The organism is Klebsiella sp. K4, from assembly GCF_014596785.2.
GTDB classification, from domain to species: Bacteria; Pseudomonadota; Gammaproteobacteria; order Enterobacterales; family Enterobacteriaceae; genus Klebsiella; species Klebsiella pneumoniae.
In genome coordinates this window covers 60,645-85,464 of sequence record NZ_CP115022.1, presented here as the reverse complement: position 1 = coordinate 85,464, position 24,820 = coordinate 60,645, and the positions used below count along the sequence as shown (strand labels likewise).

Sequence of the window (24,820 nt, the reverse complement as noted above, 5' to 3'; positions counted from 1 at the left end):
TGCTATTCTCCCACCTTGGGCTGCCAGTCGTCCGGAATCACGGCGATAACATCAATTTCCATCAGCCATTGCGGCTGACCGAGCCCGGAAATCACCAGCCCTGTTGAAATAGGAAACACGCCCTTGAGCCATTTGCCGACCACCTGATAAACCGGCTCGCGGTAGCGGGGGTCAATAATATAGGTGGTGGTTTTAACGATATGTGACAGATCGCTGCCCGCCTCTTCCAGCAACTGTTTAACGTTTTTCATCGCCTGCTCGGCCTGCGCGGCCGGATCGCCAAGCCCTACCAGATTGCCTTCGAAGTCAGTGCCAATCTGACCGCGAACATAAACGGTATTGCCTGCGCGAACCGCCTGGCAAAGATCGTTATCCAGCGACTGGTTGGGGTAAGTGTCTTTGGTATTGAATTTGCGAATGCGGGTATGTGTGCTCATGTCTGCCTGCTAAGAAAAGGGATTCCCCGCAAGGTATACATTCTCAGGCGAAACAAACAAAACAGCATAATCCGAGGCGTTAGTTTAGAAAATTCGAAGACGAATCTGGACACTAAACGTTAGTGGATTATGCCCAGCGATTTAATGCCCCCACAGGTACTGCTAAATGCGACAGCGCTGGACGTTTATCATGCACATATGTCAGCCCTATACTTACGTTTTTGCCTGACATATACTCAGCATATGCAAAGCGCTCACGGTACTTTACATAAATCGCCGGTATCGGCACAGCGTCGGAGTGACGACCAGAGGAGTAATCATGCGAACTGTATCTGTATTCAGGAACGGTAATAACCGGGCCATCCGTCTGCCCCGCGATCTGGACTTTGACGGCGTGAACGAACTGGAAATCATCCGCGAGGGCGATACCCTCATCCTGCGGCCGGTAAAACCCAGTTGGAGTTCGTTCCGCCAGGAGGAAAAAGCTGACGCAGATTTTATGGCGGAGCGTGAAAATGTTGTTAGTGACGAGGGACGTTTTGAGCTATGACCAAAACCTACATGCTGGATACTAATATCTGCTCTTATATCATGCGCGAACAACCGGAAGCGGTGCTGAAACGCCTGGAGCAAGCGGTGTTGCGCCGTCACCGGATAGTGGTGTCAGCCATCACCTATGCCGAAATGCGTTTTGGTGCCATCGGTAAAAGGGCTTCGCCCCGTCATGTGCAGCTGGTGGACGCATTCTGTGCGCGCCTTGATGCCATACTGGCTTGGGATCGGGCCGCAGTTGACGCTACAACAGAGGTTAAGGCCACGCTAGCGGCTGCCGGCACGCCAATCGGCCCAAACGACACAGCCATTGCTGGACATGCCATTGCCGCTGGCGCCATCCTGGTGACGAATAATACGCGTGAATTTGAGCGAGTCGCTGGTCTGACGTTTGAAGACTGGGTGCAATAAAATCCTGCCTGAAGGCTTGTACTGAAGCGAGACTTCATTCGAATCACTTTAAAGAGTATAAATGGGCTTTGTTGAATAAATCGAACTTTTGCTGAGTTGAAGGATCAGATCACGCATCTTCCCGACAACGCAGACCGTTCCGTGGCAAAGCAAAAGTTCAAAATCACCAACTGGCCCACCTACAATAAAGCCCTCATCAACCGTGGCTCCATAACTTTCTGGCTGGATGATGAAGCTATTCAGGCCTGGTATGAGTCGGCAACGCCTTCATCACGGGGAAGACCTCAGCGCTATTCTGATCTCGCCATCACCACCGTTCTGGTCATTAAACGCGTGTTCAGGTTGACCCTGCGGGCTGCACAGGGTTTTATTGATTCCATTTTTGCCCTGATGAACGTTCCGTTGCGCTGCCCGGATTACACCAGTGTCAGCAAGCGCGCAAAGTCGGTTAATGTCAGTTTCAAAACGTTCACCCGAGGTGAAATCGCGCATCTGGTGATTGATTCCACCGGGCTGAAGGTCTTTGGTGAAGGCGAATGGAAAGTCAGAAAGCACGGCAAAGAGCGCCGTCGTATCTGGCGAAAGTTGCATCTTGCTGTTGACAGCAACACACATGAAGTTGTCTGTGCAGACCTGTCGCTGAACAATGTGACGGACTCAGAAGCCTTCCCGGGTCTTATCCGGCAGACTCACAGAAAAATCAGGGCAGCATCGGCAGACGGCGCTTACGACACCCGGCTCTGTCACGATGAACTGCGGCGTAAGAAAATCAGCGCGCTTATCCCTCCCCGAAAAGGTGCGGGTTACTGGCCCGGTGAATATGCAGACCGTAACCGTGCAGTGGCTAATCAGCGAATGACCGGGAGTAATGCGCGGTGGAAATGGACAACAGATTACAACCGTCGCTCGATAGCGGAAACGGCGATGTACCGGGTAAAACAGCTGTTCGGGGGTTCACTGACGCTACGTGACTACGATGGTCAGGTTGCGGAGGCTATGGCCCTGGTACGAGCGCTGAACAAAATGACGAAAGCAGGTATGCCTGAAAGCGTGCGTATTGCCTGAAAACACAACCCGCTACGGGGGAGACTTACCCGAAATCTGATTTATTCAACAAAGCCCTGCAGATGCTCAAAATCAACATGGTACTTAAACTGGCCTTCCGGCAGCAGTTCGATGTTCGGCCGGGTGGCAACGAACAGATCCTCTTCCAGACCGGCATCGGCGTAGCCGATATATTCCGGCGTCAGTGGGAACAGTACCTTACGGGTGGTGCCATCTGCCCGACGGCCTGCAAACAGATTAAATAAGTAGAAAAATGCGCTCTGACTGCCGTTAGTTAGCGCAATATTCTGTGGTTCGATCTCCCAGCCCAGCTCGTCGCGCAGCATGTTCGCCAGCAGAGCCAGCAGCTCGCTTTTGCCCTGTGGACCATCATAATTACAAAGCGCATCAAGGGCTTTGCCATTATCCAGCATGTCGGCCAGCAGCTGCTGGAAGTAGTCATTCATTTCCGGGATCTGAGCGGGGTTGCCGCCGCCCAGCATAATAGCGCCCGGCGTGCGCAGACCGTCATTAAGGTCTTCCATCAAGCGGGTGATGCCTGAATGACGGGTGAATTTGTCGCCGAAAAGTGAAAATGTCATCGCGAATAGTCTATCGGTGGTTCTGGAAAGTGGCTAACCATAATGCCAGCGCTGGCGTGGTGCAAATCGGCGGGAGGAGGCGGCTTTTTATCTTTATCCTGTATATTACTATTTTGTTAGCATTTCGTGCTGAATGGTGGCTCCCCGCCAGGGCGGAGAGCCACATGTGGATTACTGCTGCTGTCCGGCCCAGATGACCATCACTTTGTCTTCACCGCTCTCACGCACGAACCCGTAACCACGCGACATCGACAGCGTTGTCTGTTTGCCCATGCCGATTGCCGGATGGCGAGCGCGGAACTGGCCGATCTTCTGCCAGTGGGTAACGCTGCGGGCCGCCTTGCCGTTGACATCCTGCCAGTTCATCTCCGAGCGGGTACCCTGCAGCGGGTCCGAGCCGGTGGGGCCGAACGGGCGCGATGATTCGTCGCCATAGAAAATCTGCACGGCGCCAGGGGCCAGCAGCAACAGCTCCGCCGCAGTGGTGCCGCCTTCGCGGAACAGCCGCGTATCGTGCGAGGAGAGGTAGCTCAGGACGTTAAAGCTCTGCAGCTTGTCCGCCATTTGCTGCCAGGTGAGGTCAATATTGGCCATACAGGTCGCCGCTTTCGCCGCCTGGTCCTGGTAGTCGAAATTGATCATCGCATCAAAACCGTGGCGATAATAATCGCTCTGCATCACTCCATGTCCCCAGGCTTCGCCAGTCATCCAGAACGGCGCCGCATCCAGCGCTTTATCCGGATTGGCTTTCTTCCACTCCGCCAGCGCGGCGGTGGCCTGGGTTTTTAACTGCTGCCAGGCGTCCATCTCCACATGTTTGGCGGTATCGACGCGGAAGCCATCGATGCCGTAGTCACGTACCCACTGGCTCAGCCAGTGTGTCAGATAGTCGCGCGGCGTATAGCCCGGGATCGCTTTCGCTGCGGTGTCTGGTTTATGGCTATAGAAGTTCGGCAGGCCTGAGACCTCCTTCGATTCGGTTTTCAGGTCCGGCAGTAAGGCCAGCGACATGGTGAGATCGTCATAGCCCGGATTGTCGTAATCGCCGATATTGGTGCGGATCCACTTCTTACCCCACCATTTCTCCCACCCGGCTTTGTCGCTGAAGTTGATATAGTCGTTAAAGCTGTGCCAGGTCTGTCCCGCGCCCGGCTTCCAGTCCGTCCAGCGCTCGCCGAGAGTTTTTTTCAGCTCATCTCCTTGCAGATACAGGGAGCCGAACTGGAACTCCTGCATGTCGGCCAGGGTAGCGTAACCGGCATGGTTCATCACCACGTCGAACAGAATACGTATTCCGCGCTTATGCGCTTCATCCACCAGTCGGCGGAGATCCGCTTCGGTCCCCATGTTGGCGTCCAGTTTCGACCAGTCCTGGGTGTAATAGCCGTGATAAGCGTAGTGAGGGAAATCGCCCTTCGTGCCGCCGCCGACCCAGCCGTGGATCTGCTCGAGCGGGGAGCTGATCCACAGGGCGTTAACTCCCATCTGCTGCAGATAATCCAGCTTGCTGGTTAATCCCTGCAGGTCGCCGCCGTGGAAGGTGCCGATCTCCTGCATGCCGTCTTTATGACGACCATAGCTGTTGTCGTTGGCCGGGTTACCGTTTACGAAGCGATCGGTCAGGACGAAGTAGACGGTGGCATTGTGCCAGTCAAACGGCGCCGGGGCGGCGGTCTCGGCACGCTCAAGCAGCAGCAGGCCATTGCTGCCGAAGGCGGGCTGCAGAGTGATTTTGCCGCCGCTGACAGTCGCGACATTGCCGCTGTAAAAATCGCGAACCTTACTGCCCTCGGCGAAGGTTTTGCTAACGTCGATGGTCAGAGGTTTTCCATCCCACTTCGGACACTGGCGGATCTGCGGCGCTGCGGCGCTGGCCTCTTTTTCCTCCAGCGAAATCATCATCGTCGGCGTGCCGGAGCGGGTATCCACCTCCAGGGTATACAGGCCCTGGCGGAAGATGCGCCATTGCGGCGGCGTGCCGCGACAGGGTTCCATGGAGAGCATCTGGTTGAGCTTAATGCCGCCGGAAGGCTGCCAGCACTGCTGGTCAAAATTTAGCTGCAGGGGACGTGTACCCTTCTCAACCACTTTCTGGCTGATGAATCGGCCGGTCCCTTCTTCGGTAAAAGCAGGAAAGTCGGTGGTAGTCCAGGCGGCAAAGGCCATCCCAGGCACGAATAACGTGGCAAGCGCAGCGAGTTTCATTGCGAGATCCTGTGAGCGGTTTTTATCTAGTGTGCCTTGTCGCCGCGCGGGTGAACTCATCCTGACGCGCGTTTTACCAGGAGGATGAAAAGGGGTGAGTGACACCGCTCAAAAAATAGGCTAAAAATGAGACGAAGCTCGCATTTTCGCGCTGGCGATGCGCCGCAGAAACCGATTTCAGATGACAGCAATTCGGAATGGCTTTGTTGAATAAATCGAACTTTTGCTGAGTTGAAGGATCAGATCACGTATCTTCCCGACAACGCAGACCGTTCCGTGGCAAAGCAAAAGTTCAAAATCACCAACTGGCCCACCTACAATAAAGCCCTCATCAACCGTGGCTCCATAACTTTCTGGCTGGATGATGAAGCTATTCAGGCCTGGTATGAGTCAGCAACACCTTCTTCACGAGGCAGACCTCAGCGCTATTCTGACCTTGCCATCACGACTGTGCTGGTCATTAAACGCGTGTTCAGGTTGACCCTGCGGGCTGCACAGGGTTTTATTGATTCCATTTTTACACTGATGAATGTTCCGTTGCGCTGCCCGGATTACACCAGTGTCAGCAAGCGCGCAAAGTCGGTTAATGTCAGTTTCAAAACGTTCACCCGGGGTGAAATCGCGCATCTGGTGATTGATTCCACCGGGCTGAAGGTCTTCGGTGAAGGCGAGTGGAAAGTCAAAAAGCATGGCCAGGAACGCCGCCGTATCTGGCGTAAGCTGCATCTCGCCGTTGACAGTAAAACACATGAAATCATCTGCGCTGACCTGTCGCTGAACAATGTGACGGACTCAGAAGCCTTCCCGGGTCTTATCCGGCAGACTCACAGAAAAATCAGGGCAGCATCGGCAGACGGCGCTTACGACACCCGGCTCTGTCACGATGAACTGCGGCGTAAGAAAATCAGCGCGCTTATCCCACCCCGAAAAGGTGCGGGTTACTGGCCCGGTGAATATGCAGACCGTAACCGTGCAGTGGCTAATCAGCGAATGACCGGGAGTAATGCGCGGTGGAAATGGACAACAGATTACAACCGTCGCTCGATAGCGGAAACGGCGATGTACCGGGTAAAACAGCTGTTCGGGGGTTCACTGACGCTGCGTGACTACGATGGTCAGGTTGCGGAGGCTATGGCCCTGGTACGAGCGCTGAACAAAATGACGAAAGCAGGTATGCCTGAAAGCGTGCGTATTGCCTGAAAACACAACCCGCTACGGGGGAGACTTACCCGAAATCTGATTTATTCAACAAAGCCTAAATCCACCTACTGAGATAACTCTTACAGCTTTGAGTAATTTATATAACGGCAATCTAAGAATTATAAATAAGTATTTATAGTGTCATTCAGCGCCTTTAAAAAGGATCGCTATTTGACAGGCAATCCATTGCCAAGTAATAGTATTTGCTAGTTGATAAAATGCATTCTGATGATTAAAATTTATGTCGGTATTTTTTATAGATAGTATATTATTTATTTGCGGCGGAAAAGCACCATTCCCGCGTGATGAAGCTCGTCATTACTGACAAAAGTTCCATCAGCTGTAAAACCGGTATCGTCCTGATAGTAGATCCTGTTTTCACGAATGTCGTAGTCGCCCTGATAAGCATTGTATTTTGCGCCTCGTGCTTCATTGTAACGCCCATTTGGTAAAAGCTCATGGCGAATGTACCCATCTTCGGTAATCCAGAGGCCTGTATAAGTATGCTGTTTTTTCATGTGTTTCCTGATGTCATGTATGCGTATCAGAGATAAATTGTTGTATTAGCGTGTGGTTTCACGACTCATTTTGAGCAATTCCGGTCAAGAGAAATCCCAAGCGCATATGAGATTGTTATTTTTTATTAACAGGGGTTAACTCTGCCGTCATATAAACCCTGTTTTTAAAAGAAGCCCCAAGAATTTCATATGATTTCCCCTCTTTAGTTGCCAGTGTGAGAATTTTTTTCTCAGCGCCCTCGATGGTTGAATCGACTGCCGTAACAATCTGGGCCATAGTGCTGAAAGATGATAAAAAGAGAATTGTTGCTACAGTCAAGCGATGGATATTATTCATAGTGATTTTCCTGTCAATGGATAAGAGATGATTTTTAAAAAGTGGGAATAAAATAATTTAAATTTATTCCCAGTGCCAGTTTGGTTTTTGTAATTAATACAGTGTTACTGTCGGTTAAGAATGACGTAATGAATTAAAAATTGTCATGCAATTTATCATGTCATCAGCAGTTCTTATTCCAGAGGCATTAAATAAATAATGATCGCAGATACTTACTTCGTCCCGCTGTCATACGCTTCAGTTTGCGGATGCTGTCGGTCTGATGGTTATTTCTGTTGTATCAACGCTTTCCGGAGCCTCAATGACATGTCGTACGGCACGGGCAATATCAGCGGGTTTAAGTGCAACAGAACGGTATGCATCCATCACCGCCATGGTTTCCGCATGGGTGATGGTTGAGGCGAGTTCACTTTCTACAACGCCGGGATTAACGCAGGTCACGCGGATTTTCGAGCTTTCCTGCCGTAAACCATCGGAAATAGCGCGTACTGCGAACTTAGAGGCGCAATAGACGGCGGCTGTAGGCACAACTGAAAGGGCACCGATAGAGCCAAGGTTGATTATCTGACCAGAACCCTGAGCTTCCATCACTGGAAGCACAGCCCCAATCCCCCACAGCACGCCCTTGATGTTAACGTCAATCGTACGTTCCCATTCATCCTGTTTACCGGCCGCAAGCGGCGAAAGTGGCATGATGCCCGCATTGTTAATCAGAACGTCAACACGCCCCCACGTATCAAGCGCTGACTGCACAAACTGAGCCATGGACAGTCGGTTTGTGACATCCAGCTCCCGCGCTTCAGTAATACCGCCGGTGCTGCGGATTTCTGCGGCTATGGCTTCGATACGATCCAGTCTGCGTGCCCCTAATAGTACCTTCGCGCCTGCATTTCCAAGCTCTCTGGCAATACCTTCCCCAATGCCACTTGACGCGCCGGTAATTAATATAACTTTATCCATGATGTGCTCCTTCAGTTGAGTTCAGAGAGATGATAGAACTTTGTGATTAGTTCCAGTATCCTGCTTTCACTGGACTCAGTAGTTAGCAGAGCTAAACAATGAAAATTGATCTCAATCTTTTACCTGTTTTTATTGCGGTTGCTGAAGAACGTAATTTCACCACAGCCGCAGCCCGGCTGGGAGTTACACGCTCGGCGGTTAGTCAGGGAATAAGGCGGCTTGAGGATGCTTTCGGCACAATGCTGGTAATGCGGACAACACGTTCAGTAAACCTGACTGAAGCGGGAGAACAACTGCGTACATCCCTGTCATTACCTTTATCCAGCATTGAAGCTGCGTTCGAAGAGATTGCATCCGACAGTACGCCACGTGGACTTCTGAGGATCGCGGTAACCTCCATAGCTGAAGAGTTTCTTTCAGGTCCGCTGATCGCCTCGTTTGCGGCTGCTAATCCAGCCGTGACGATCGACATTGTCGTGACAGATGAGGAATTTGATATTGTGGCCGCTGGTTATGATGCTGGCGTAAGGCTCGGAGATGTGATCGAGAAGGATATGATTGCCGTCCCGCTTACAGAAAAGCAACGTGAAATGGTGGTTGCGTCCCCATCCTATCTCACAGCTAATAGCGCCCCTCTTCACCCGCGTGAGCTTGTGTATCATCAGTGTATCGGCTGGCGTCCTTCCCCGGATGTTGCTCCTTATCGCTGGGAATTTGAGGAGAACGGGAGAGCTTTCGACGTGGCGGTAGAACCGCGAATAACAACTAATGACCTGCGTCTCATGCTGAGGCTGGCTCTTGCCGGTGGAGGTATAACATTTGCCCCTGAGGAAACATTCAGGCCGTATATTGAAAATGGTCAACTTGTTTCAATGCTTGATGATTTTCTTCCCCATTTTCCTGGCTTTTATCTGTATTTTCCTCAACGCCGGAATATAGCGCCAAAACTACGCGCCCTAATCGAACATGTCAGGCAATGGCGGCAACCGTATGCTTAATGGTAAGCGCTAAATACTTTGTAACGTAAACCAGTTTTCTGAGGACTGACTCATTTAGTTAGTTGTTATGTCCGCTTCTGGCACAGGGCTGCTGTTGCAGCCCTGACAACCTTAGACTTCAATCGATTCAGATATCTCTAACGCATCATCGACTTCGATGCCCAGATAACGGACTGTGCTTTCCAGTTTCTTATGGCCCAACAGAATTTGTATCACCCGGAGATTCTTGGTTTTCTTGTATATCAAGTAAGGTTTTGTTCTTCTCATGGAATGTGTGCTGTAAAGCGAAGCTTCGAGGCCAAGCTTTTCTACCCACCCATGAAAAATTCGGCTGTATTGTCGGGTTGATATGTGCCGGTTAGTTCCGATCCGAGACCGAAACAAGAAGTCTTTACTGTGCAAATTGCCAAGCTTTATCAATGCAGCAACAGCTTCTCTTGTCCCTTTGGTTATCTCAAATTGCACAGGGCTACCGGTTTTCTGTTGCAGCACCGTAGCTCTGCTTGAAACCGAGCTACCATATGCAACATCAGATACTTTGAGGCTCACCAGATCGCAGCCTCGTAGCTTACTGTCTAAGGCCATATTGAACAGAGCTAAATCACGCGTTTTACCTTCCAGTTCAAGCCGGATTCGGATCCCCCAGATATGAGATATCTGAAGTGGTCTTTTTTGGCCTATGATACGGTCTTTATTCCACGGTGACGTGTTCATACTCAAATCTCCTGCAATGTGGGAGATTTGAGTATGGTTGTCCTTTATGAGCGAGGTGCGGACGATTTTGGCGTTAAGCAACGCACATGACAAACCACGAAGCGAGCAAATCCGGGCAAAAATTTCGCGTGTCATTTCCACCCAGATTAAGCTGCGGGTTAACATAATAAGCGTAGCATGGACGACTTGATTAACTTACCTGCTGGCAGACGACTTCCAGATTATTACCGTCAGGATCAAAAACGTACGCTGCATAGTATTGTGAATGATAATGCTTACGAATTCCCGGTGCTCCGTTATCTTTCCCGCCCGCCAGAAGAGCCTGTTTCCAGAACTGATCCACAATGCTGCGCTTATCAGTAGAAAAAGCCAGATGCAACGATGCACCGGTTTCCTCATTGTCATGCAGCCATAACCGGGGGTAGCCCTGCGGCCCAAGCCCGTAACGAAAACCGCCGGTTCGTGTTTTGGCTGGCTCCTGGGTAATAACCAGCCTGAAGCCTAACGGCTCAAGTGCCTGCTGATAGAAGCGCAGCGATAACGGCGCATTTTTCACTGAAATCTCAAGATGGTCGATGGCAGACATAAAAACTCCCGTTATGTGTCAGGGTTTAGACTGAGTAACGCAGCAAAAGCTTGCCCGTTCATGCGGGCCACTTTTAACAGGCGGGGACGTGATAAGCCGGTGACCGCCGCAGCCGAAAATCCGCGCAGTGTGGTGACGACGAAATCGCTCAGTTCTTTCGCTCTTTCCGGTTCTGACTGGCGGATGTAATCTTCAATAAACAGTATTCCTGGTCTTGCATACTGGTTTGCCAGTTCTCGCGCCTGTTCATCGTCAGCACGCATACCTTCTGCGACGAGGCATCCCCGCTGCAGCGGAGATTTCACGTACAGACGCGCGGCCGTGATAAATAATTCTTCAATGGCTTCGGCCAGAGAGCGTCCGGCGATGAGGATCTTATCCGCCGGCAGGTTGCCTTCATCAACGTATCGCGCAAGGCACCGGCCAAACAGGCCTGCTTTACTGCCATAGGCGGCGTAAAGGCTTGGCGGATTAATATTTAATGCTTTTGTCAGTTCAGAAATACCAACAGCGTCATATCCTCTCTGATGAAACAGTGCCTGAGCTGTCTCAATCCCTGCTTCCCGGTCAAATGCACGCCTGCGTGTCCTGACGTTATTTTCTGTCTCACTCATATGCTCATTACCCGGCTGTGCCCGTAAAAATATACGGCTATTTTACGCCATTATTGTAGTGGTCGCTACAAATTAATGGTGACAGATTATCTGCTTCTGTTTATAGTGACCACTACATAAAATGAAGGGGGAGCGCAAATGAACCAGCCACTCAAAGGCAAATTTGCCGTAGTTACTGGCGGAAGCAGTGGTATTGGCCTGGCTATAGCCAGACGCCTGATCGATGACGGTGCGGACGTGGTGATTACTGGAAGAACCGCAGTAAAACTGAATCGGGCAGTTATGACGCTGGGAGAAAAAGCGAATGGAGTTGTGACTGATGTCAGCAGTAGAGCAAGTCTTGATGAACTTTACCAGCAGATCAAAACAGCAACTGGTCATATCGATATCCTGGTGGCAAATGCAGGGGGCGGTATTCATGCGCCTCTCGGTCAAATAACTGAACAGCAGATTGATGAACAGTTCGCGACCAACGTTAAAGGCGTGGTTCTGACTGTTCAGCAGGCGCTGCCTTTGCTTGGACAAGGCTCCAGCGTGGTCATCATCGGTTCAACATCCTCCTTTGATCCCGGACCGGCAATGAGTATTTACGGTGCAACCAAAGCCGCAGTGCGCAACATGGTCAGGAGCTGGGTGGCAGAACTCCATGGTTCAGGCATTCGCCTCAACATCGTTAGTCCGGGGCCGACGAACACGCCTTCTCTACGGGCTGCTTTTGGCGATAAGGCTGAAGAGGGACTTGCCTTCCTTACCGCGAAAAGCCCGCTGGGCCGTATCGGCGAGCCGGAAGAAATTGCTGCCGCTGTGGCATTCCTGGCCAGTGATGATTCAGGCTATGTGAACGGCATCGAGTTATTCGCTGACGGTGGCGCATCGCAAACCTAACAGGCCCGGCCATAAACCTGCACGGTGGCACACAACCATCGTGTTCCTGTTGTATCTCGTTTTTTCCATGAAACAAAAGGAAACGCTATTATGTATCCGCAAAATGAAAAAGATCTGGTCTCTGTTCTGCAGGCTGAGCGCGACATTACCCGTCTCATCAACTCTTACCCTTATCTGCTCGACAGTGGAAAATTTAGTGAAGTTGCAGGACTTTTACGCCATGCCACGCTGGAGGTGCCCGGTCATCAGATTACGGGCAGGAATGAGATTGAGAGATTTCTGTCGTCGGGCATTCAGCTGCACCAGGACGGCACGCCTCGCACCTGGCACGCCGTCTCCAATATTCTGGTTGAGGGAAACCCCTTCAGCGGTGAAGCTTCAGCGACCAGTTATTTTACCGTTCATCAGGAACTGCCCGGCTTCCCCCTGCAACCGATTTGCACTGGTCATTACAAAGACCGCTTTGCACTCATCGGCGATGAATGGCAGTTCGTACACCGTGCCGTTGTGCCTCATCTGATAGGGGATATCCGGTTTCATGTCAGCGGTGCAAATGCAGAGGCAAATCTATGACTGCGAAAACATCGGATAACCGTACGGCACTGATTACGGGAGCCAATAAAGGCATTGGACTGGCGATCGCAAAAGGACTGGCACGGCAGGGATTTCGTGTCTGGATCACAGCGCGCGATCGGCGACGCGGCGAAGAGGCTGTTCAGCAACTAAAGGCAGAAGGACTCACTGTCCAGCTACTGATAATGGATGTAACTGACGACGCAAGTGTACAGCAGGCAGCGGCAATTTTATCGGCAGTCACTGACAGGCTGGACGTACTGATCAATAACGCAGGCGTGTTGCTTGATGTCTCAGCTACGCCGAGCCAGACACGTTTATCAGACATGAAAAACACGTTTGAGGTTAATTTCTTCGGTCCGGTACGGGTAACCCAGGCGTTTCTTCCCCTGCTTCAAACAGCAGAAAATGCCAGTGTTATCATGTTGGGAAGCGGTCTGGGATCTCTTGCTCTGATTACTGATGAGGCATCAATTTACTCAACCGTAAACCTGCTCAGGGCTTTGTTGAATAAATCGAACTTTTGCTGAGTTGAAGGATCAGATCACGTATCTTCCCGACAACGCAGACCGTTCCGTGGCAAAGCAAAAGTTCAAAATCACCAACTGGCCCACCTACAATAAAGCCCTCATCAACCGTGGCTCCATAACTTTCTGGCTGGATGATGAAGCTATTCAGGCCTGGTATGAGTCGACAACGCCTTCATCACGGGGAAGACCTCAGCGCTATTCTGATCTCGCCATCACCACCGTTCTGGTCATTAAACGCGTGTTCAGGTTGACCCTGCGGGCTGCACAGGGTTTTATTGATTCCATTTTTACACTGATGAATGTTCCGTTGCGCTGCCCGGATTACACCAGTGTCAGCAAGCGCGCAAAGTCGGTTAATGTCAGTTTCAAAACGTTCACCCGGGGTTAAATCGCGCATCTGGTGATTGATTCCACCGGGCTGAAGGTCTTTGGTGAAGGCGAATGGAAAGTCAAAAAGCATGGCCAGGAACGCCGCCGTATCTGGCGTAAGCTGCATCTGGCAGTTGACAGCAACACACATGAAATCATCTGCGCTGACCTGTCGCTGAACAATGTGACCGACTCAGAAGCCTTCCCGGGTCTTATCCGGCAGACTCACAGAAAAATCAGGGCAGCATCGGCAGACGGCGCTTACGACACCCGGCTCTGTCACGATGAACTGCGGCGTAAGAAAATCAGCGCCCTTATCCCGCCCCGAAAAGGTGCGGGTTACTGGCCCGGTGAATATGCAGACCGTAACCGTGCAGTGGCTAATCAGCGACTGACCGGGAGTAATGCGCGGTGGAAATGGACAACAGATTACAACCGTCGCTCGATAGCGGAAACGGCGATGTACCGGGTAAAACAGCTGTTCGGGGGTTCACTGACGCTGCGTGACTACGATGGTCAGGTTGCAGAGGCTATGGCCCTGGTACGAGCGCTGAACAAAATGACGAAAGCAGGTATGCCTGAAAGCATGCGTATTGCCTGAAAACACAACCCGCTACGGGGGAGACTTACCCGAAATCTGATTTATTCAACAAAGCCCCTGCTCAGCTATAGTGCCTCAAAAGTGGCGCTCAATGCGGCCACGGTGTGTTTTGCCAAAGAGTTAGCCGAACAGGGCATTAAGATCAATGTCGTCGAGCCGGGTAACGTCAAAACCGATCTCAATGGCAATACCGGTGCGCTTACACCGGAACAGGGGGCGATGCCGGTTATCAGGCTAGCACTGGCGGAAAGACATGGCCCGACAGGAAAATTCTTTGGCCCGGAAGGCCGACGACCCTGGTAATTCATTTTCACAAGCTCCTTCCGGAAAAAACGGACGGAGCTTGTATTTCCTTCTTTTCAGCGCAGAGCTTCAGATGTCGTAATCCGGGTATCGGCGATGGTTTCGGCAAAGTGTTTGCCGAATAGCGCCGCCGGTGTCTGGAATCCCGGACGATATTCTCCCGCCAGCACTCTGCGCCCGGCTTCGGCAGCCGCCAGCGCAGTGAAGCTATATCCATTAACCGCATCCAGTAGCATATGCAGGGTCTCGCCATCTGCATTTAGCACTTCCGCAACGGCCTTATAACGACTGGCCTCACGTTCCTGAGCTGTCGGGCCATCGGGCAGTTCAGCCAAATTGCCCTGCGGAAAACCCTCACCGGAAATATGTACGAAAGTTTTGATATCAGAAATGCCAGTCGCTTTCCAGACGGTGATTACATCAGGAAGCGTCACAGGAAAACAGGCCTGCAGACCGTTGCCAAAATCGAAGCCCCGCAGCTCACCTGACTCGCTCTGCATCAGCTGGCCGTTACGGCGAATCAGGCACTGGGTTGATAAATTCTCAGCTGCGCTTACCGCAGAGCCGCGAGACATCGTGCCGGTGATATGCAGCGCCAGTGAGATACTGGCCGGATTTTTGACCCGCGTGGCCGCGTGAGCTGCGAGGCATCCCAGCATTGCTACGCTCCCGCCACAGCCAGGAAGCAGCATAACGCCCGCTGAAGAAGCGGCTTCATCGAGGATTTCTGCAAGCTGGTAACTGTCCAGTTCGGCAGCCACATCAAGGTAGTGTACCTTCTGGCGGATTGCTGCCTCCATTAACGGCCGTGCGGTATGCAAAAACGGACCGGCACAATTTAAGACAGCGTCAATATCCGCTAAGCCACCATCAATGGTGTCAGGATTATCCAGCCTGAAAGCCCGGAAAGGGACATCCAGAACAGACGACATCGCTGCCAGTTTTTCCCGATCGCGCCCGGCAATAATTATCTGCAGGCTGGATTCCAGCGCATGTCGTACGATCATACTGCCGGTATAGCCTGTCGCACCGTAAATCATGAGTTTTTTCATACAGAAATAGCATCCTTAAAGCGGAATGATTAAGGTCGGCATTAGTGGGGTTACACCCATATAAAATTTTTTCTGGCCAGCACCACCCTGTTATCAGCGCCCGTGCTGCCAGCTTTTATAAACAAACTCCAGGCTGTATCCATCCGGATCTCTGACCTGGGCGGCGTAATAGCGCGGGTCATAATGAAGTTGTGCTCCTGGCGGATGAATTTCTGTTGCTCCCGCCGCGATTGCTTCTGCATAAGCCTGGTTAACCATCGTTTCAGAATCCGCCGCGAACCCCACATGAACGGCCTGCGGACATGGCATTCCTGGCCTAAGCCAGAAAAATACGCGGCCACTGGCTCCAAATCCCTTAAGATCGGGATGGCCTGACGGGCCATCGCTGCCGTCATAATCGTGGCGGTTGATGATGCCGAGAAGAGGAAGCACGCGTTCATAGAAGGTAATTGAGCGCTCGGTATCGCTTACGGTAATAAAGATATGGTCCAGCATAAAAAGCTCCGTTGTCAGATGTTATAACCGCCCGCGACTTCGATCGTCTGTGCATTAATCCAGCCGCCATCGGCTGTCAGTAATCCGGCGATAACACGGGCAACTTCATCAGGTTCACCAATTCGTCCAAGTGCCGTTTGTCCGGCGAGCAATGCTTCAAACTCATCACTTAGGCCCCCTCCCAGTTCAGTACGGATCGGGCCTGGCGATACGGCGTTTACCCTAATCCCCCGTTCACCAAACTCTTTGGCCATATAACGTGTCAGCACTTCGAGGCCACCCTTAAAAGTGGCGTAAGGTGCCACACCAGCGGTCGCCACGCGGGTGGTGGCACTGGTGAGATTAACAATAGCGGCATCCCGCTGAAGAAGTGGAAGCAGCGTCTGAGTTAGAAAGAAGGGGCCCTTCAGATGCACATTCATTAAGCTGTCAAACTGCGCTTCAGTCACGGTTTCAATGGGGTTATACAAACCATATCCTGCATTGTTTACCAGCCCGTTCAGTCCCCTGGCGCCCCAGTGTGTCTCCATTGTCATAGCCAGTTGTGAACGAAAAGTACTGAAACTGCCGACATCCTCTAAATCCAGCCGCAATGCTAACGCGCGTCCCCCCTCGTTTTTAATCCGCTTAACGACCTGGCTGGCCGCTTCCGGCTGGCTATTCCAGGTGAGAATGACGCCGTAGCCGCGATGTGCACATTCAATCGCCGTACTGGCTCCGATGCCGCGGCTTCCGCCGGTAATCAAGACATGTTTCATAAAAGCTCCTGACAGAATGGATGACGAGTTCAAGATTACGCACAGCACCAGGCTCTGGCTCCTGTAATCCTCTCTGACATTTGCCTAATCCTGCTTTAATCTTGTTGCCTGTCCCGTGCCGTGTTATTTTACGAAGATGCAAAAACAATTAACTGAACTGCGACTGCTGGCTTCCGGAGCCGGAAACAAGGCCACAGAAACCGGTATACCGCGTGTCGCAATGGTGCAGGGAGAAATTCCTGAACACAGACTTTCAGCGGTATATGAACCGATGATTAACCTGATCCTGACTGGCTCCAAGAGCATGACGGTTGGGAATAAAACCTGGCAGTATGACCCTGCCACCTACTTTGTGATGTCGGTTGATTTGCCCGCCGTGGGTAAGGTCTGTGCAGATGAGAAAACCGGCGCGCCGTATCTTGCTGTGAGCCTGACGCCGAAGCCGGAAATTATTGCTGAACTGCTGGATGACATGCCGGCTGTTGACAAGATGCATCTTTACCATGCGGGATTTTCTGTGGCTCCGGTTACGTCTGAATTGCTGGATGCATGGCTGAGGATGCTGCGATTAATCAACAAGCCTGAGGAGATATCTGCTCTGGCACCGGCCTATGAGCGTGAAATTTTATTCCGGGTGTTGCAGGGGCCGCTTGGCTGGATGCTGCGTAATATCGCCACGCCGGAATCGCATCTTTCCCGGATTTATAGGGTAATTAACTGGTTGAAGCTCAACTACATGCAGGCCGTGCGGGTGGAAGAATTGGCAGCGATGGCCGCGCTGAGCGTTTCGGCATTTCATCGTCATTTTCAGGCTATAACGGCGCTCAGCCCCATGCAGTATCAGAAACGGGTGCGGCTCATGCAGGCACGGCTGAGATTAGCCACTACCGGTGATAGCATTACTGCCATAGCGCATTCTGTTGGTTATCAAAGTCATACTCAGTTCAGTCGCGAATATGCGCGCCATTTTGGTCTTTCTCCCTCATCAGATTTGAAAAATATTCTGTTAACCAAGAACGCATAAGCTGTGAGTTATGTCCGCTTATGGCACATAGCGGACAGAAAGCAAGACCCCAAGGTCCGCTATGAGCGAGGAGCGGACATATGATGTTTAGAAACCGCACGATTTGCAGTTAAGCAATCTAAGTTACTGAGGTACCATAGTTGGAACTGCTGGTCGGTTTGTGTGAAACACCATCCTTATCACTATAAGGAAATGAAAGTTGAAATGAATACTAAACTTTTAGCCTATTTAAACAATGAGTTACATGGAGTTTGGATAGATAGTGAAAATCGTAATATCCACATAATACTTAAATCAAGCATTCCTATAATTAAATCCGTCTGGTCAGGGGCACCTATCCATCTTTTGGTAGGTTTATCTACTAAAAAAAATATACTAGTGATCGGGATGTTGATTGAAGATAATGTCGATAATCCATTTTTACTGGCCTATCCACCAAGAGAGGAAGATGAAATCAAAGGGCTGGATTTGTTATTATTAGGTGATTATGATGGTATTCAATTAACATTTTTTGACTCGCATACAATGCGTGTTATGGATCTGAAAATAAAAGTCTCGGAAAATTTACCGGATAAAAATTTAAAAAAACTTCATGCTAATTCCTATTCTCTCAATTCAGGATTTAGGGAAGGCAATGAAGCAATGGATGAATTTTGCAACAATGCTTTGACTGGTAACGAGAAAATAATCAGTCTGCCACTAAGTGTAATTGATAAAAAATCTTACCTTGCAAGTGTTCATGAACCAAACGATACCGAATTAACATATGAATTTAGCACCAGCAAAAACGGCTCTGAGGGATATGAGCAGGAAGCTCTTATAAATCATGCTTTGCGGCAGATTTTTTCACATGAAGAAGTGTTTTTTTCTCCCGATGTTATTGAGGGTAATAAAAAAAGAGAACTAGTTGATATTCTTGTTGTAGAAAATGACTACGTATTATCTATACAGTCTAAAGCATCATCATTGATTGAAATGGGATTAAAATCTCATGAGAAGCTTTGTAGCATGTATAAGAAAAAAGCATTGCAAGGTATCGATCAGGTTAAAGGAGTTATCCCAATTCTAAATAATGATGTAGTTATTAATCATGGCGGGATGGAATATTTAATAAAGCGAAGAAGGGGTATTTATCATTTAGTGATAATCTCAGATCTTGTTTTAGAGAAAGAAGATGCTGAAAAGATTTATGACGAAATTAGCAACCTTAAAGAGTCAAAAGGGGCGAGAGTTTTAGTTATGAGTCTTGATGGTCTTGTAAATTTTATAAAACTATCAAGATTAAATAAAAGAATGTTTTGGGCAATGCTGGAGACTAAATACAAGTTCAGCATAAAAAACCGTACAATTTTAATTAGAGACATCGACTCTAGTCAAGAGAATAATCTACCATTACTTGCCACTGATCAATACCTATCACTTCTTCGAGGTAAGGGAAAATTAAAATAAATTATATCAATGATACCGTTGCCACGTATCGAGACTGGCTTATGAACTGCACAAAAGGGTTTTCCAGCAGCTTTGCGACCGCAACTACACATCGATGCCGGATTGTGCCTGCAATTATGCAGCTGGCCGCGTACTCGGCTAAGAGGATCTGCTGGCACTGGACAAAATAACCCGAACGTCCAAAGAGCGCGCAGTTTCATGTCAAAAAATAAACAGCTTGTCTGCTCCTGGCACTAAGTGGTCAGGCTCAAGGAACATGACGTCTGCTAAGAGCGAAAAGCGGGCTTGGCTTATTAAAACGAATGTCTGCGTTTCCACTCATTGATAACATCACCCAAAGTTTTCGGATCATCATTACGTATCCACATCATAAATTCACGATCGAATCGAAAATCTTCACCACATTCCTTAATCATGAAAAGACGAACGTTTTGTGTATTTTTGTAGTTTTTATCCATGCTATTGTTACTGGTCAGTAATGAGCTATGCCAATCGATTTTCAATTTACTAACTCCTATAATGAAGAGGTTGATTAGAAATTAGGAACTCACTGGCATAAAATGCCGAAACTTTGCAACTTCCGATCCTGGCACGGAGCTGACGAGTTTACTAGGTTGAAGTTTCGCTAGGAGCGAGAAGCGGCAGTTACCTGTTAATACCAATAACTAACAAAAATATGCGTCACCGAATTGGAGGGCTACCCCAAGAATAATGACTCAATATTTTTTGGCGTACCCCTCTAGATCGTAGACCACTTGTATAAAGAGATCAGCTAGCCCAACTCCGTATTTTTCTTGTGTTTCAAGTAGATCATCACATTGTTTTAGAGCACCATGAAGTTGTTCAAGTCCGTCGGTCATATCGTTAAAACTATCTATACATTGCTCAATTAGGTTCAATAAATCACCTTTATTCGGCTTGTAACCTAATTGATGAGCAAATTTATTTCTTATTTTGTTAATACTTTGCAAACAACTTGCTACGTTATCAGGTATTAGTTCCAAAGAATTTATGAAGTTTATTTTTTTACTATGACTCAATGTAAGAAAATGTTTTCTGAGCTTGATGTCATAGCCCAGAATTATCTCTTCAAGAAGATGTTCAATCACTAAATGGCCAATAACAAATCCTGTCAATAAATCCGAATCATCAATCCTATGGAACAAGAATTCCTCATATTCATTCATATTGTCGAGCATATCACTTACATCCCTAAGGTAACGAATAATATTTAAGGTCTTTGACGCCTGCTTTCTGATTCTACAATATAATTGATAACAGTAACAGGAGTCGACGTGTCCCTCATTTTGACTGACCCACTATTGAGTTAGTCAGTCTGCTTTTGGCACAAAGCAGACGTTAAGACTACAGCATCGGGAAGCTTGCGAATGCCGCGTCAGCGGCATGGAGGCGCCAGCTGAAGTTGAATGGAGTACCGCGGGTAACTGGCGCCGTCGCCCGGCGCAGCCGGCTCCTGGTTCACAAATTCTGCCTGTCAGCCCCCTGCCCTGGTTAGCCTTAACCCGCTATCAGCAATGAAGAAATTAAGGTAATCCCTTTTAACCCCGGTGAGCGGGCTTTACGGCGTTTACGACGTAAAGGGCGTGATTTCCGGGGCCTTAGCGGCGGCAGCTTGCTGCTGACGCTTAGGGGGATGTTCATAAAAAATTTCAGCGACACCAGGGAACTTAACACGGTAGCTTGTATCTAACAGTTTGTGGTGATTAGCTACTACCTCATATTCCCTGAGCGGAGGCGTATACGGTTACCGGCGGGTTCATGGCGATCTGAACGAAATCGGGGAAACCTGCGGTAAAAACCGGGTGGGTCGGATCATGCAACTGAACCGGATTAAAGCCGTGCGCGGCTATAAAGCGCCACGTCGTATCGCTGGCAGGCCTTCAGTCGTTGCTCCTAATCGTATGCAGCGACAGTTCACCGTTGTCCGTGCCAACCAGGTCTGGGTCACCGATATTACTTATATCCGCACCTGGCAGGACTGGCTGTATCTGGCGGTGGTTATCGATCTCTTTGCCCGTAATGTGGTCGGCTGGTCGATGAAACCCACTCTCTCGCGCGAACTGGCGCTCGACGCACTGATGATGGCGGTCTGGCGCCGAAAACCGGACGGCGAGGTCATCGTACATAGCGATCAAGGTAGTCAGTACGGCAGTGACGACTGGCAGCACTTCTGCCGGGCCAATAACCTGGCACCGAGCATGAGCCGGCGTGGCAACTGCTGGGATAATGCGGTGGCCGAATCGTTCTTCAGTTCACTGAAAAAAGAACGCATCAGGAAGCGGTATATAAAACCCGGGACATGGCCCGGGCGGATATTTTCGATTACATTGAAGTGTTCTACAACCGTAACCGACGCCACAGCCACCTCGGTGGCGTCAGTCCGAAGGCCTTTGAACAGGCCTCGTCGTGAGGACAGAAACTGTCTACCGGAGCGTGGTCACTCCATACTGGAAAGTGGTCACTGGCAGCTATGAGCTATGATTTCAATCGATGCATACAACACACTGGTTAAAGGGCTAGGCTTTATATTCAATTGTTTAACACTAGTCGTCCCGGTAAAACGAGTACTCCATCCCAGGCAGGGAGAAGTACCCGCAGATACAGGGATCAGGCTTCATTCTTACAGGGCTGAGCAATTTTAACGGATTTTCTGAACTTTTCTGACAGCTGCAGGCTGACCAGCGCCAGCACAATAAAGACCACAGACATACCAGCAAGCCCATAAAATCCTGCTACCGGATAAACCCAAGAAGCCGCCGCTGAGCCAAATCCAATCCCTCCAAACATAAAGGCACTGGTCAGCGCCAGTGCAATGCCGCGGTGCCGGACTGACGAAAGTTCAACGATCCTGCGCTGCTGACTGGGCCAGAGCAGATCAGTGGAAAAGGCCCAGAAAACGAGTGCCGTCAGCAGCACTCCCAGCGCTTTCGGCAACAGGGCAATCAGCGCCATATCCACTATCAGCAGTGTCATGCCCGTCAGCAGCAGTGTTTCAGACCTAAAGCGTGTCGATGCGCGGGTGACCCAGAGATTTCCCAGTACTCCGGCAACACCCAACACCGCCAGCGCCGCGGAGATTGCATGCGTGCCGCCGGCGTAGGTATCACGGATGAGCGGAGCGATAAAAGAGTAAAAGCAGTAAACTCCGGAGGTAATAAAAAACACTACCAGGAACGCCGTCAGGTATTTTCCCTCAAACAGCACGCTAGCCATCTCACTGAGCCGGATACGCGTCCCCGCACTTTCATCCGGTACCGTCAGCAGGACGTTCAGACCGCTCAGCAGGCTCACAACTCCGACCAGTGCAAACAATGCTTTCGCTCCCCACAAGCTGGCAACCCACGCGGCGAGTGGTATGCCGGCAAGGCTCGCCATGGATACGCCGAGAAGTACCATGCCGATAGCCCGCCCGCGCTGCTGTTCATGCACCAGCTCAGAACCCAGCGCAACCAGTACCGGGCCGATGAAGCCTGCGCCGATGCCCATCATTAAACGGGAGGTAACCAGCGCGCTGTAGGTCGGAGACAACGCAAAAGCGAAGGCACCCAGACCAAATAACCCGATGCCCGTAAGCACCAGCTGGCGGCGACGCAGGTGACCAAACAGCACCTGAACCAGCGGGGCAGCCAGTGCAAAGGTCAGGCCGAAAATACTCAGTAAGCGTGCACTCTGCGCATCAGTCAGCAACCAGGCTGCGGAGATAGCAGGCAGGCTGCCGGCGACAGACAGCGCACCGGTAGCCTGTATAAAGTATGCGATGCTCAGCGCGCGCAGGGCGCGACGCTGGGAAGATGTGATGACAGCGTTCATTATTATCTCCGGCATAAAAACAGGGGCCCGAAGCCCCTGAAGTGTTTACTGAACAGGGATTGGGTTATCCGCCACGGACTGATTGAACTGGTTCACCAGAGTATGCTCGTCTGCGCCCGGGTTATTACGAATAGGCAGCACGCGATCAACGATAGCTTCAATGGTGTTCGTGCCCAGCTTGTCAAACGTCTCGCTGATGAACTCATCCAGTGGCATGGCGCGCGGGTCGCCACTCTTGTAAATCAAATCCGTATCTACCCATGGCGGAGAAATTTCAATGACCTGCACACCTGTATCGCGCAGCAGGAAGCGCTGTGACAGGGTGTAGGAGTGGATCGCGGCTTTGGTTGCTGAGTAAAGCGCGTTGGTGGCCAGCGGCAGGAAAGCCAGCACCGAACTGTTGTTGATCAGCACCGCATCTGGCTGTTGCTTGAGGTGCCCAATAAACGCTGCGCTGACGCGCACCGGGCCCAGAATATTGGTGTTCAGCAGCGTAACCGCCTGTGCGTCATCCAGCTCGCCCGCCGCATTGTCAAACGGCATGATACCGGCGTTATTGATGACCACGTTCAGCGCCGGATAGCGTTCTAGCACGCTCTGTGCGGCGGCCTTGATACTGTCGGCGCGCGTCACGTCCAGTACCACATAATCCATACCCGGGCTAGCAGCGGTTACCTCCTTCAGCAACGCTTCGCGGCGCCCGGAGATGATCACCTGGTTGCCCAGCTGATGAAATTTTTCTGCCATTGCACGTCCGATGCCAGAGGTGCCGCCGGTGATGAAGATGGTGTTATGGGTCAGTATCATGGTCTTACTCCTTTATGGGATAGTTTTTAATGTTTGTGAGGCTGAAAATGGTCGTTCAGTGTACGGATACGGGCTGATAGCGTTCAGCTGGCGCGTCGCTTCCAAGGTGCGGCATCATGGCCTGCCGCGCCTGTTCGTAGCGGGTCCAGAGCGCCTCATCCTGCAGGGACGGGATAGTAATGAGCTCGCCGCGGGCAAATCCGGTGAGGGCCGCATCTACCATGTCCGGCGCGCTCATGACGATGTTTGGATCGAGCTGGTCCACCGGCAGACCCCCGTTGTCCCAGAACGGCGTGGCGGTGGCGCCGGGCAGTACGGCCTGCACCTGAATGCCCTTACCGGCCAGCTCGTGGTGAAGTGACTGACTGAACGCCAGTACATAAGCCTTACTGCCGCCGTAGACGCCGTTTAACAGCTCAGGGGCAATGCTGACGATAGAGGAGATGTTGATGATGGCCCCGCGTCCCCGTGCAACCATGCCAGGCACTACCGCATAGGTCAGGCGGGTCAGAGCGGTGACGTTGAGGTTAATCATGGCCGTCATCTCGTCGGCACCGCTCTGTAGCAGCGGGGTGTGCGTGCCGATACCGGCGTTATTGACCAGCAGCGTGACGCTCGCGTCCTGACGCAGCTTTTCTTCCAGCTTGCTCAGTTGAGCGGCATCGGCCAGGTCCGCTACAACGACTTCCACGCTACGTCCGCTGTCGGTGGTGATGTGTTCAGCCAGCTGGTTCAGTCGGTTGTGATTACGCGCCACAATGATTAGGTCATAGCCCATGCGTGCCAGGCGGCCGGCATACAGTGCGCCCATGCCGGTAGAAGCGCCGGTCACGACTGCGGTGCCGCGGTCGGTGTGTGTCTGCTGCGTCATGATATTCACCTTGTCAGTTATCGGGTTGGTGAATTCATAGTACGCAGTCACGCACCGGCGCGGCTGACAAGAAAGGTTGTGATTCCGGACATCA

At 50.9% G+C, this 24,820-nt stretch carries 26 protein-coding genes and 4 pseudogenes; 13 read left to right on the top strand and 17 right to left on the bottom strand.

Annotated features, from left to right (window positions below; all coding sequences use genetic code 11):
* Positions 1-2 precede the first annotated feature (2 nt).
* The gene (locus IB144_RS26575) at positions 3-437 is read right to left on the bottom strand and encodes a RidA family protein (protein WP_000103648.1); all 435 of its coding nucleotides are present in this window, start codon (positions 435-437) and stop codon (positions 3-5) included.
* Positions 438-756: 319 nt separating this feature from the next.
* On the opposite strand from IB144_RS26575, the gene vapB reads away from it, so the two are divergent.
* The 3 genes from vapB to IB144_RS26560 all read left to right on the top strand — a co-directional run bounded on the left by vapB (position 757) and on the right by IB144_RS26560 (position 2,465).
* A complete protein-coding gene (vapB, locus tag IB144_RS26570; RefSeq protein WP_032408893.1) occupies positions 757-987 on the top strand; it encodes a type II toxin-antitoxin system VapB family antitoxin in 231 nt (76 codons plus the stop codon).
* Positions 984-1,400 carry a PIN domain-containing protein gene (locus IB144_RS26565; RefSeq protein WP_014386165.1) on the top strand — a complete coding sequence of 139 codons (417 nt, stop codon included), beginning with the start codon at positions 984-986 and terminating at the stop codon, positions 1,398-1,400. Before vapB ends, IB144_RS26565 begins: the two co-directional genes overlap by 4 nt.
* A 96-nt stretch (positions 1,401-1,496) precedes the next feature.
* Positions 1,497-2,465, top strand: coding sequence for an IS5 family transposase (locus IB144_RS26560; protein ID WP_181578648.1), 969 nt, complete (start codon positions 1,497-1,499; stop codon positions 2,463-2,465).
* Positions 2,466-2,521: 56 nt separating this feature from the next.
* On the opposite strand, the pseudogene avtA reads toward IB144_RS26560, so the two are convergent.
* Positions 2,522-3,046, bottom strand: a pseudogene (gene avtA / locus IB144_RS26555) (valine--pyruvate transaminase); the annotation flags it as partial.
* A gap of 171 nt (positions 3,047-3,217) precedes the next feature.
* A complete protein-coding gene (locus tag IB144_RS26550; protein ID WP_042944097.1) occupies positions 3,218-5,251 on the bottom strand; it encodes an alpha-amylase in 2,034 nt (677 codons plus the stop codon).
* A 231-nt stretch (positions 5,252-5,482) separates the two neighbouring features.
* Here IB144_RS26550 and IB144_RS26545 point away from each other — a divergent pair, with 231 nt between their 5' ends.
* Complete coding sequence (locus IB144_RS26545; protein ID WP_079838441.1) at positions 5,483-6,451, top strand: IS5 family transposase; 969 nt, start codon at positions 5,483-5,485, stop codon at positions 6,449-6,451.
* 272 nt (positions 6,452-6,723) lie between these two features.
* On the opposite strand, the pseudogene IB144_RS26540 reads toward IB144_RS26545, so the two are convergent.
* The 3 genes and pseudogenes from IB144_RS26540 to IB144_RS26530 form a co-directional block, all read right to left on the bottom strand.
* Positions 6,724-6,963: pseudogene (locus IB144_RS26540) on the bottom strand (Atu4866 domain-containing protein); the annotation flags it as partial.
* Positions 6,964-7,084: 121 nt separating this feature from the next.
* Positions 7,085-7,306, bottom strand: coding sequence for a hypothetical protein (locus tag IB144_RS26535; RefSeq protein ID WP_071031576.1), 222 nt, complete (start codon positions 7,304-7,306; stop codon positions 7,085-7,087).
* A gap of 237 nt (positions 7,307-7,543) precedes the next feature.
* Positions 7,544-8,266 (bottom strand): SDR family oxidoreductase, encoded by a 723-nt coding sequence (locus IB144_RS26530; protein WP_071031578.1) that lies wholly within the window; start codon positions 8,264-8,266, stop codon positions 7,544-7,546.
* 98 nt (positions 8,267-8,364) lie between these two features.
* On the opposite strand from IB144_RS26530, the gene IB144_RS26525 reads away from it, so the two are divergent.
* Positions 8,365-9,264, top strand: a complete 900-nt coding sequence (locus tag IB144_RS26525; RefSeq protein ID WP_149358974.1) for a LysR family transcriptional regulator — start codon at positions 8,365-8,367, stop codon at positions 9,262-9,264.
* A gap of 111 nt (positions 9,265-9,375) precedes the next feature.
* Here IB144_RS26525 and IB144_RS26520 read toward each other — a convergent pair whose 3' ends face one another.
* The 3 genes from IB144_RS26520 to IB144_RS26510 all read right to left on the bottom strand — a co-directional run bounded on the left by IB144_RS26520 (position 9,376) and on the right by IB144_RS26510 (position 11,178).
* Positions 9,376-9,978: a site-specific integrase gene (locus tag IB144_RS26520; RefSeq protein WP_045344561.1), complete on the bottom strand. Its 603-nt coding sequence runs from the start codon at positions 9,976-9,978 to the stop codon at positions 9,376-9,378.
* Between the two features lie 190 nt (positions 9,979-10,168).
* Positions 10,169-10,564, bottom strand: a complete 396-nt coding sequence (locus tag IB144_RS26515) for a VOC family protein (protein ID WP_045344562.1) — start codon at positions 10,562-10,564, stop codon at positions 10,169-10,171.
* Between the two features lie 11 nt (positions 10,565-10,575).
* Complete coding sequence (locus IB144_RS26510) at positions 10,576-11,178, bottom strand: TetR/AcrR family transcriptional regulator (protein WP_045344563.1); 603 nt, start codon at positions 11,176-11,178, stop codon at positions 10,576-10,578.
* A gap of 138 nt (positions 11,179-11,316) precedes the next feature.
* Here IB144_RS26510 and IB144_RS26505 point away from each other — a divergent pair, with 138 nt between their 5' ends.
* The 5 genes and pseudogenes from IB144_RS26505 to IB144_RS26485 all read left to right on the top strand — a co-directional run bounded on the left by IB144_RS26505 (position 11,317) and on the right by IB144_RS26485 (position 14,439).
* A complete protein-coding gene (locus tag IB144_RS26505; RefSeq protein WP_045344564.1) occupies positions 11,317-12,063 on the top strand; it encodes an SDR family oxidoreductase in 747 nt (248 codons plus the stop codon).
* 90 nt (positions 12,064-12,153) lie between these two features.
* Positions 12,154-12,636: a nuclear transport factor 2 family protein gene (locus IB144_RS26500; protein ID WP_048242175.1), complete on the top strand. Its 483-nt coding sequence runs from the start codon at positions 12,154-12,156 to the stop codon at positions 12,634-12,636.
* Positions 12,633-13,166: an SDR family NAD(P)-dependent oxidoreductase gene (locus IB144_RS26495; protein ID WP_223168862.1), complete on the top strand. Its 534-nt coding sequence runs from the start codon at positions 12,633-12,635 to the stop codon at positions 13,164-13,166. Before IB144_RS26500 ends, IB144_RS26495 begins: the two co-directional genes overlap by 4 nt.
* 1 nt (position 13,167) lies before the next feature.
* Positions 13,168-14,136, top strand: a pseudogene (locus tag IB144_RS26490) (IS5 family transposase).
* A 36-nt stretch (positions 14,137-14,172) separates the two neighbouring features.
* A complete protein-coding gene (locus tag IB144_RS26485) occupies positions 14,173-14,439 on the top strand; it encodes an SDR family NAD(P)-dependent oxidoreductase (RefSeq protein ID WP_310902695.1) in 267 nt (88 codons plus the stop codon).
* A 56-nt stretch (positions 14,440-14,495) separates the two neighbouring features.
* Here the strand turns inward: IB144_RS26485 and IB144_RS26480 are convergent, their stop codons facing one another.
* The 3 genes from IB144_RS26480 to IB144_RS26470 form a co-directional block, all read right to left on the bottom strand.
* Positions 14,496-15,491: a saccharopine dehydrogenase NADP-binding domain-containing protein gene (locus IB144_RS26480; RefSeq protein ID WP_048242180.1), complete on the bottom strand. Its 996-nt coding sequence runs from the start codon at positions 15,489-15,491 to the stop codon at positions 14,496-14,498.
* Positions 15,492-15,584: 93 nt separating this feature from the next.
* The gene (locus tag IB144_RS26475; protein ID WP_032611598.1) at positions 15,585-15,986 is read right to left on the bottom strand and encodes a VOC family protein; all 402 of its coding nucleotides are present in this window, start codon (positions 15,984-15,986) and stop codon (positions 15,585-15,587) included.
* A 14-nt stretch (positions 15,987-16,000) separates the two neighbouring features.
* Positions 16,001-16,744 (bottom strand): SDR family oxidoreductase, encoded by a 744-nt coding sequence (locus tag IB144_RS26470; protein WP_045344568.1) that lies wholly within the window; start codon positions 16,742-16,744, stop codon positions 16,001-16,003.
* Between the two features lie 136 nt (positions 16,745-16,880).
* Here IB144_RS26470 and IB144_RS26465 point away from each other — a divergent pair, with 136 nt between their 5' ends.
* Positions 16,881-17,768, top strand: a complete 888-nt coding sequence (locus IB144_RS26465; RefSeq protein WP_045344569.1) for an AraC family transcriptional regulator — start codon at positions 16,881-16,883, stop codon at positions 17,766-17,768.
* Positions 17,769-17,972: 204 nt separating this feature from the next.
* The gene (locus tag IB144_RS26460; RefSeq protein ID WP_149358973.1) at positions 17,973-19,217 is read left to right on the top strand and encodes a hypothetical protein; all 1,245 of its coding nucleotides are present in this window, start codon (positions 17,973-17,975) and stop codon (positions 19,215-19,217) included.
* 293 nt (positions 19,218-19,510) lie between these two features.
* Here IB144_RS26460 and IB144_RS26455 read toward each other — a convergent pair whose 3' ends face one another.
* Positions 19,511-19,720 (bottom strand): DUF6434 domain-containing protein, encoded by a 210-nt coding sequence (locus IB144_RS26455; protein WP_072006038.1) that lies wholly within the window; start codon positions 19,718-19,720, stop codon positions 19,511-19,513.
* A gap of 213 nt (positions 19,721-19,933) precedes the next feature.
* Positions 19,934-20,416, bottom strand: coding sequence for a hypothetical protein (locus IB144_RS26450; protein ID WP_032444803.1), 483 nt, complete (start codon positions 20,414-20,416; stop codon positions 19,934-19,936).
* Between the two features lie 537 nt (positions 20,417-20,953).
* On the opposite strand from IB144_RS26450, the pseudogene IB144_RS26445 reads away from it, so the two are divergent.
* A pseudogene (locus tag IB144_RS26445) lies at positions 20,954-21,648 on the top strand (IS3 family transposase); the annotation flags it as partial.
* Between the two features lie 197 nt (positions 21,649-21,845).
* Here IB144_RS26445 and IB144_RS26440 read toward each other — a convergent pair.
* From IB144_RS26440 to IB144_RS26430, 3 genes are read right to left on the bottom strand one after another with little or no spacing between them, the layout of a single operon-like run.
* On the bottom strand, positions 21,846-23,048 hold the full coding sequence (locus IB144_RS26440) for an MFS transporter (RefSeq protein WP_142515253.1): 1,203 nt from the start codon (positions 23,046-23,048) through the stop codon (positions 21,846-21,848).
* 45 nt (positions 23,049-23,093) lie between these two features.
* Positions 23,094-23,855 (bottom strand): SDR family NAD(P)-dependent oxidoreductase, encoded by a 762-nt coding sequence (locus IB144_RS26435; protein WP_130988328.1) that lies wholly within the window; start codon positions 23,853-23,855, stop codon positions 23,094-23,096.
* 55 nt (positions 23,856-23,910) lie between these two features.
* Complete coding sequence (locus IB144_RS26430) at positions 23,911-24,726, bottom strand: SDR family oxidoreductase (protein ID WP_130988329.1); 816 nt, start codon at positions 24,724-24,726, stop codon at positions 23,911-23,913.
* Positions 24,727-24,820 lie beyond the last annotated feature (94 nt).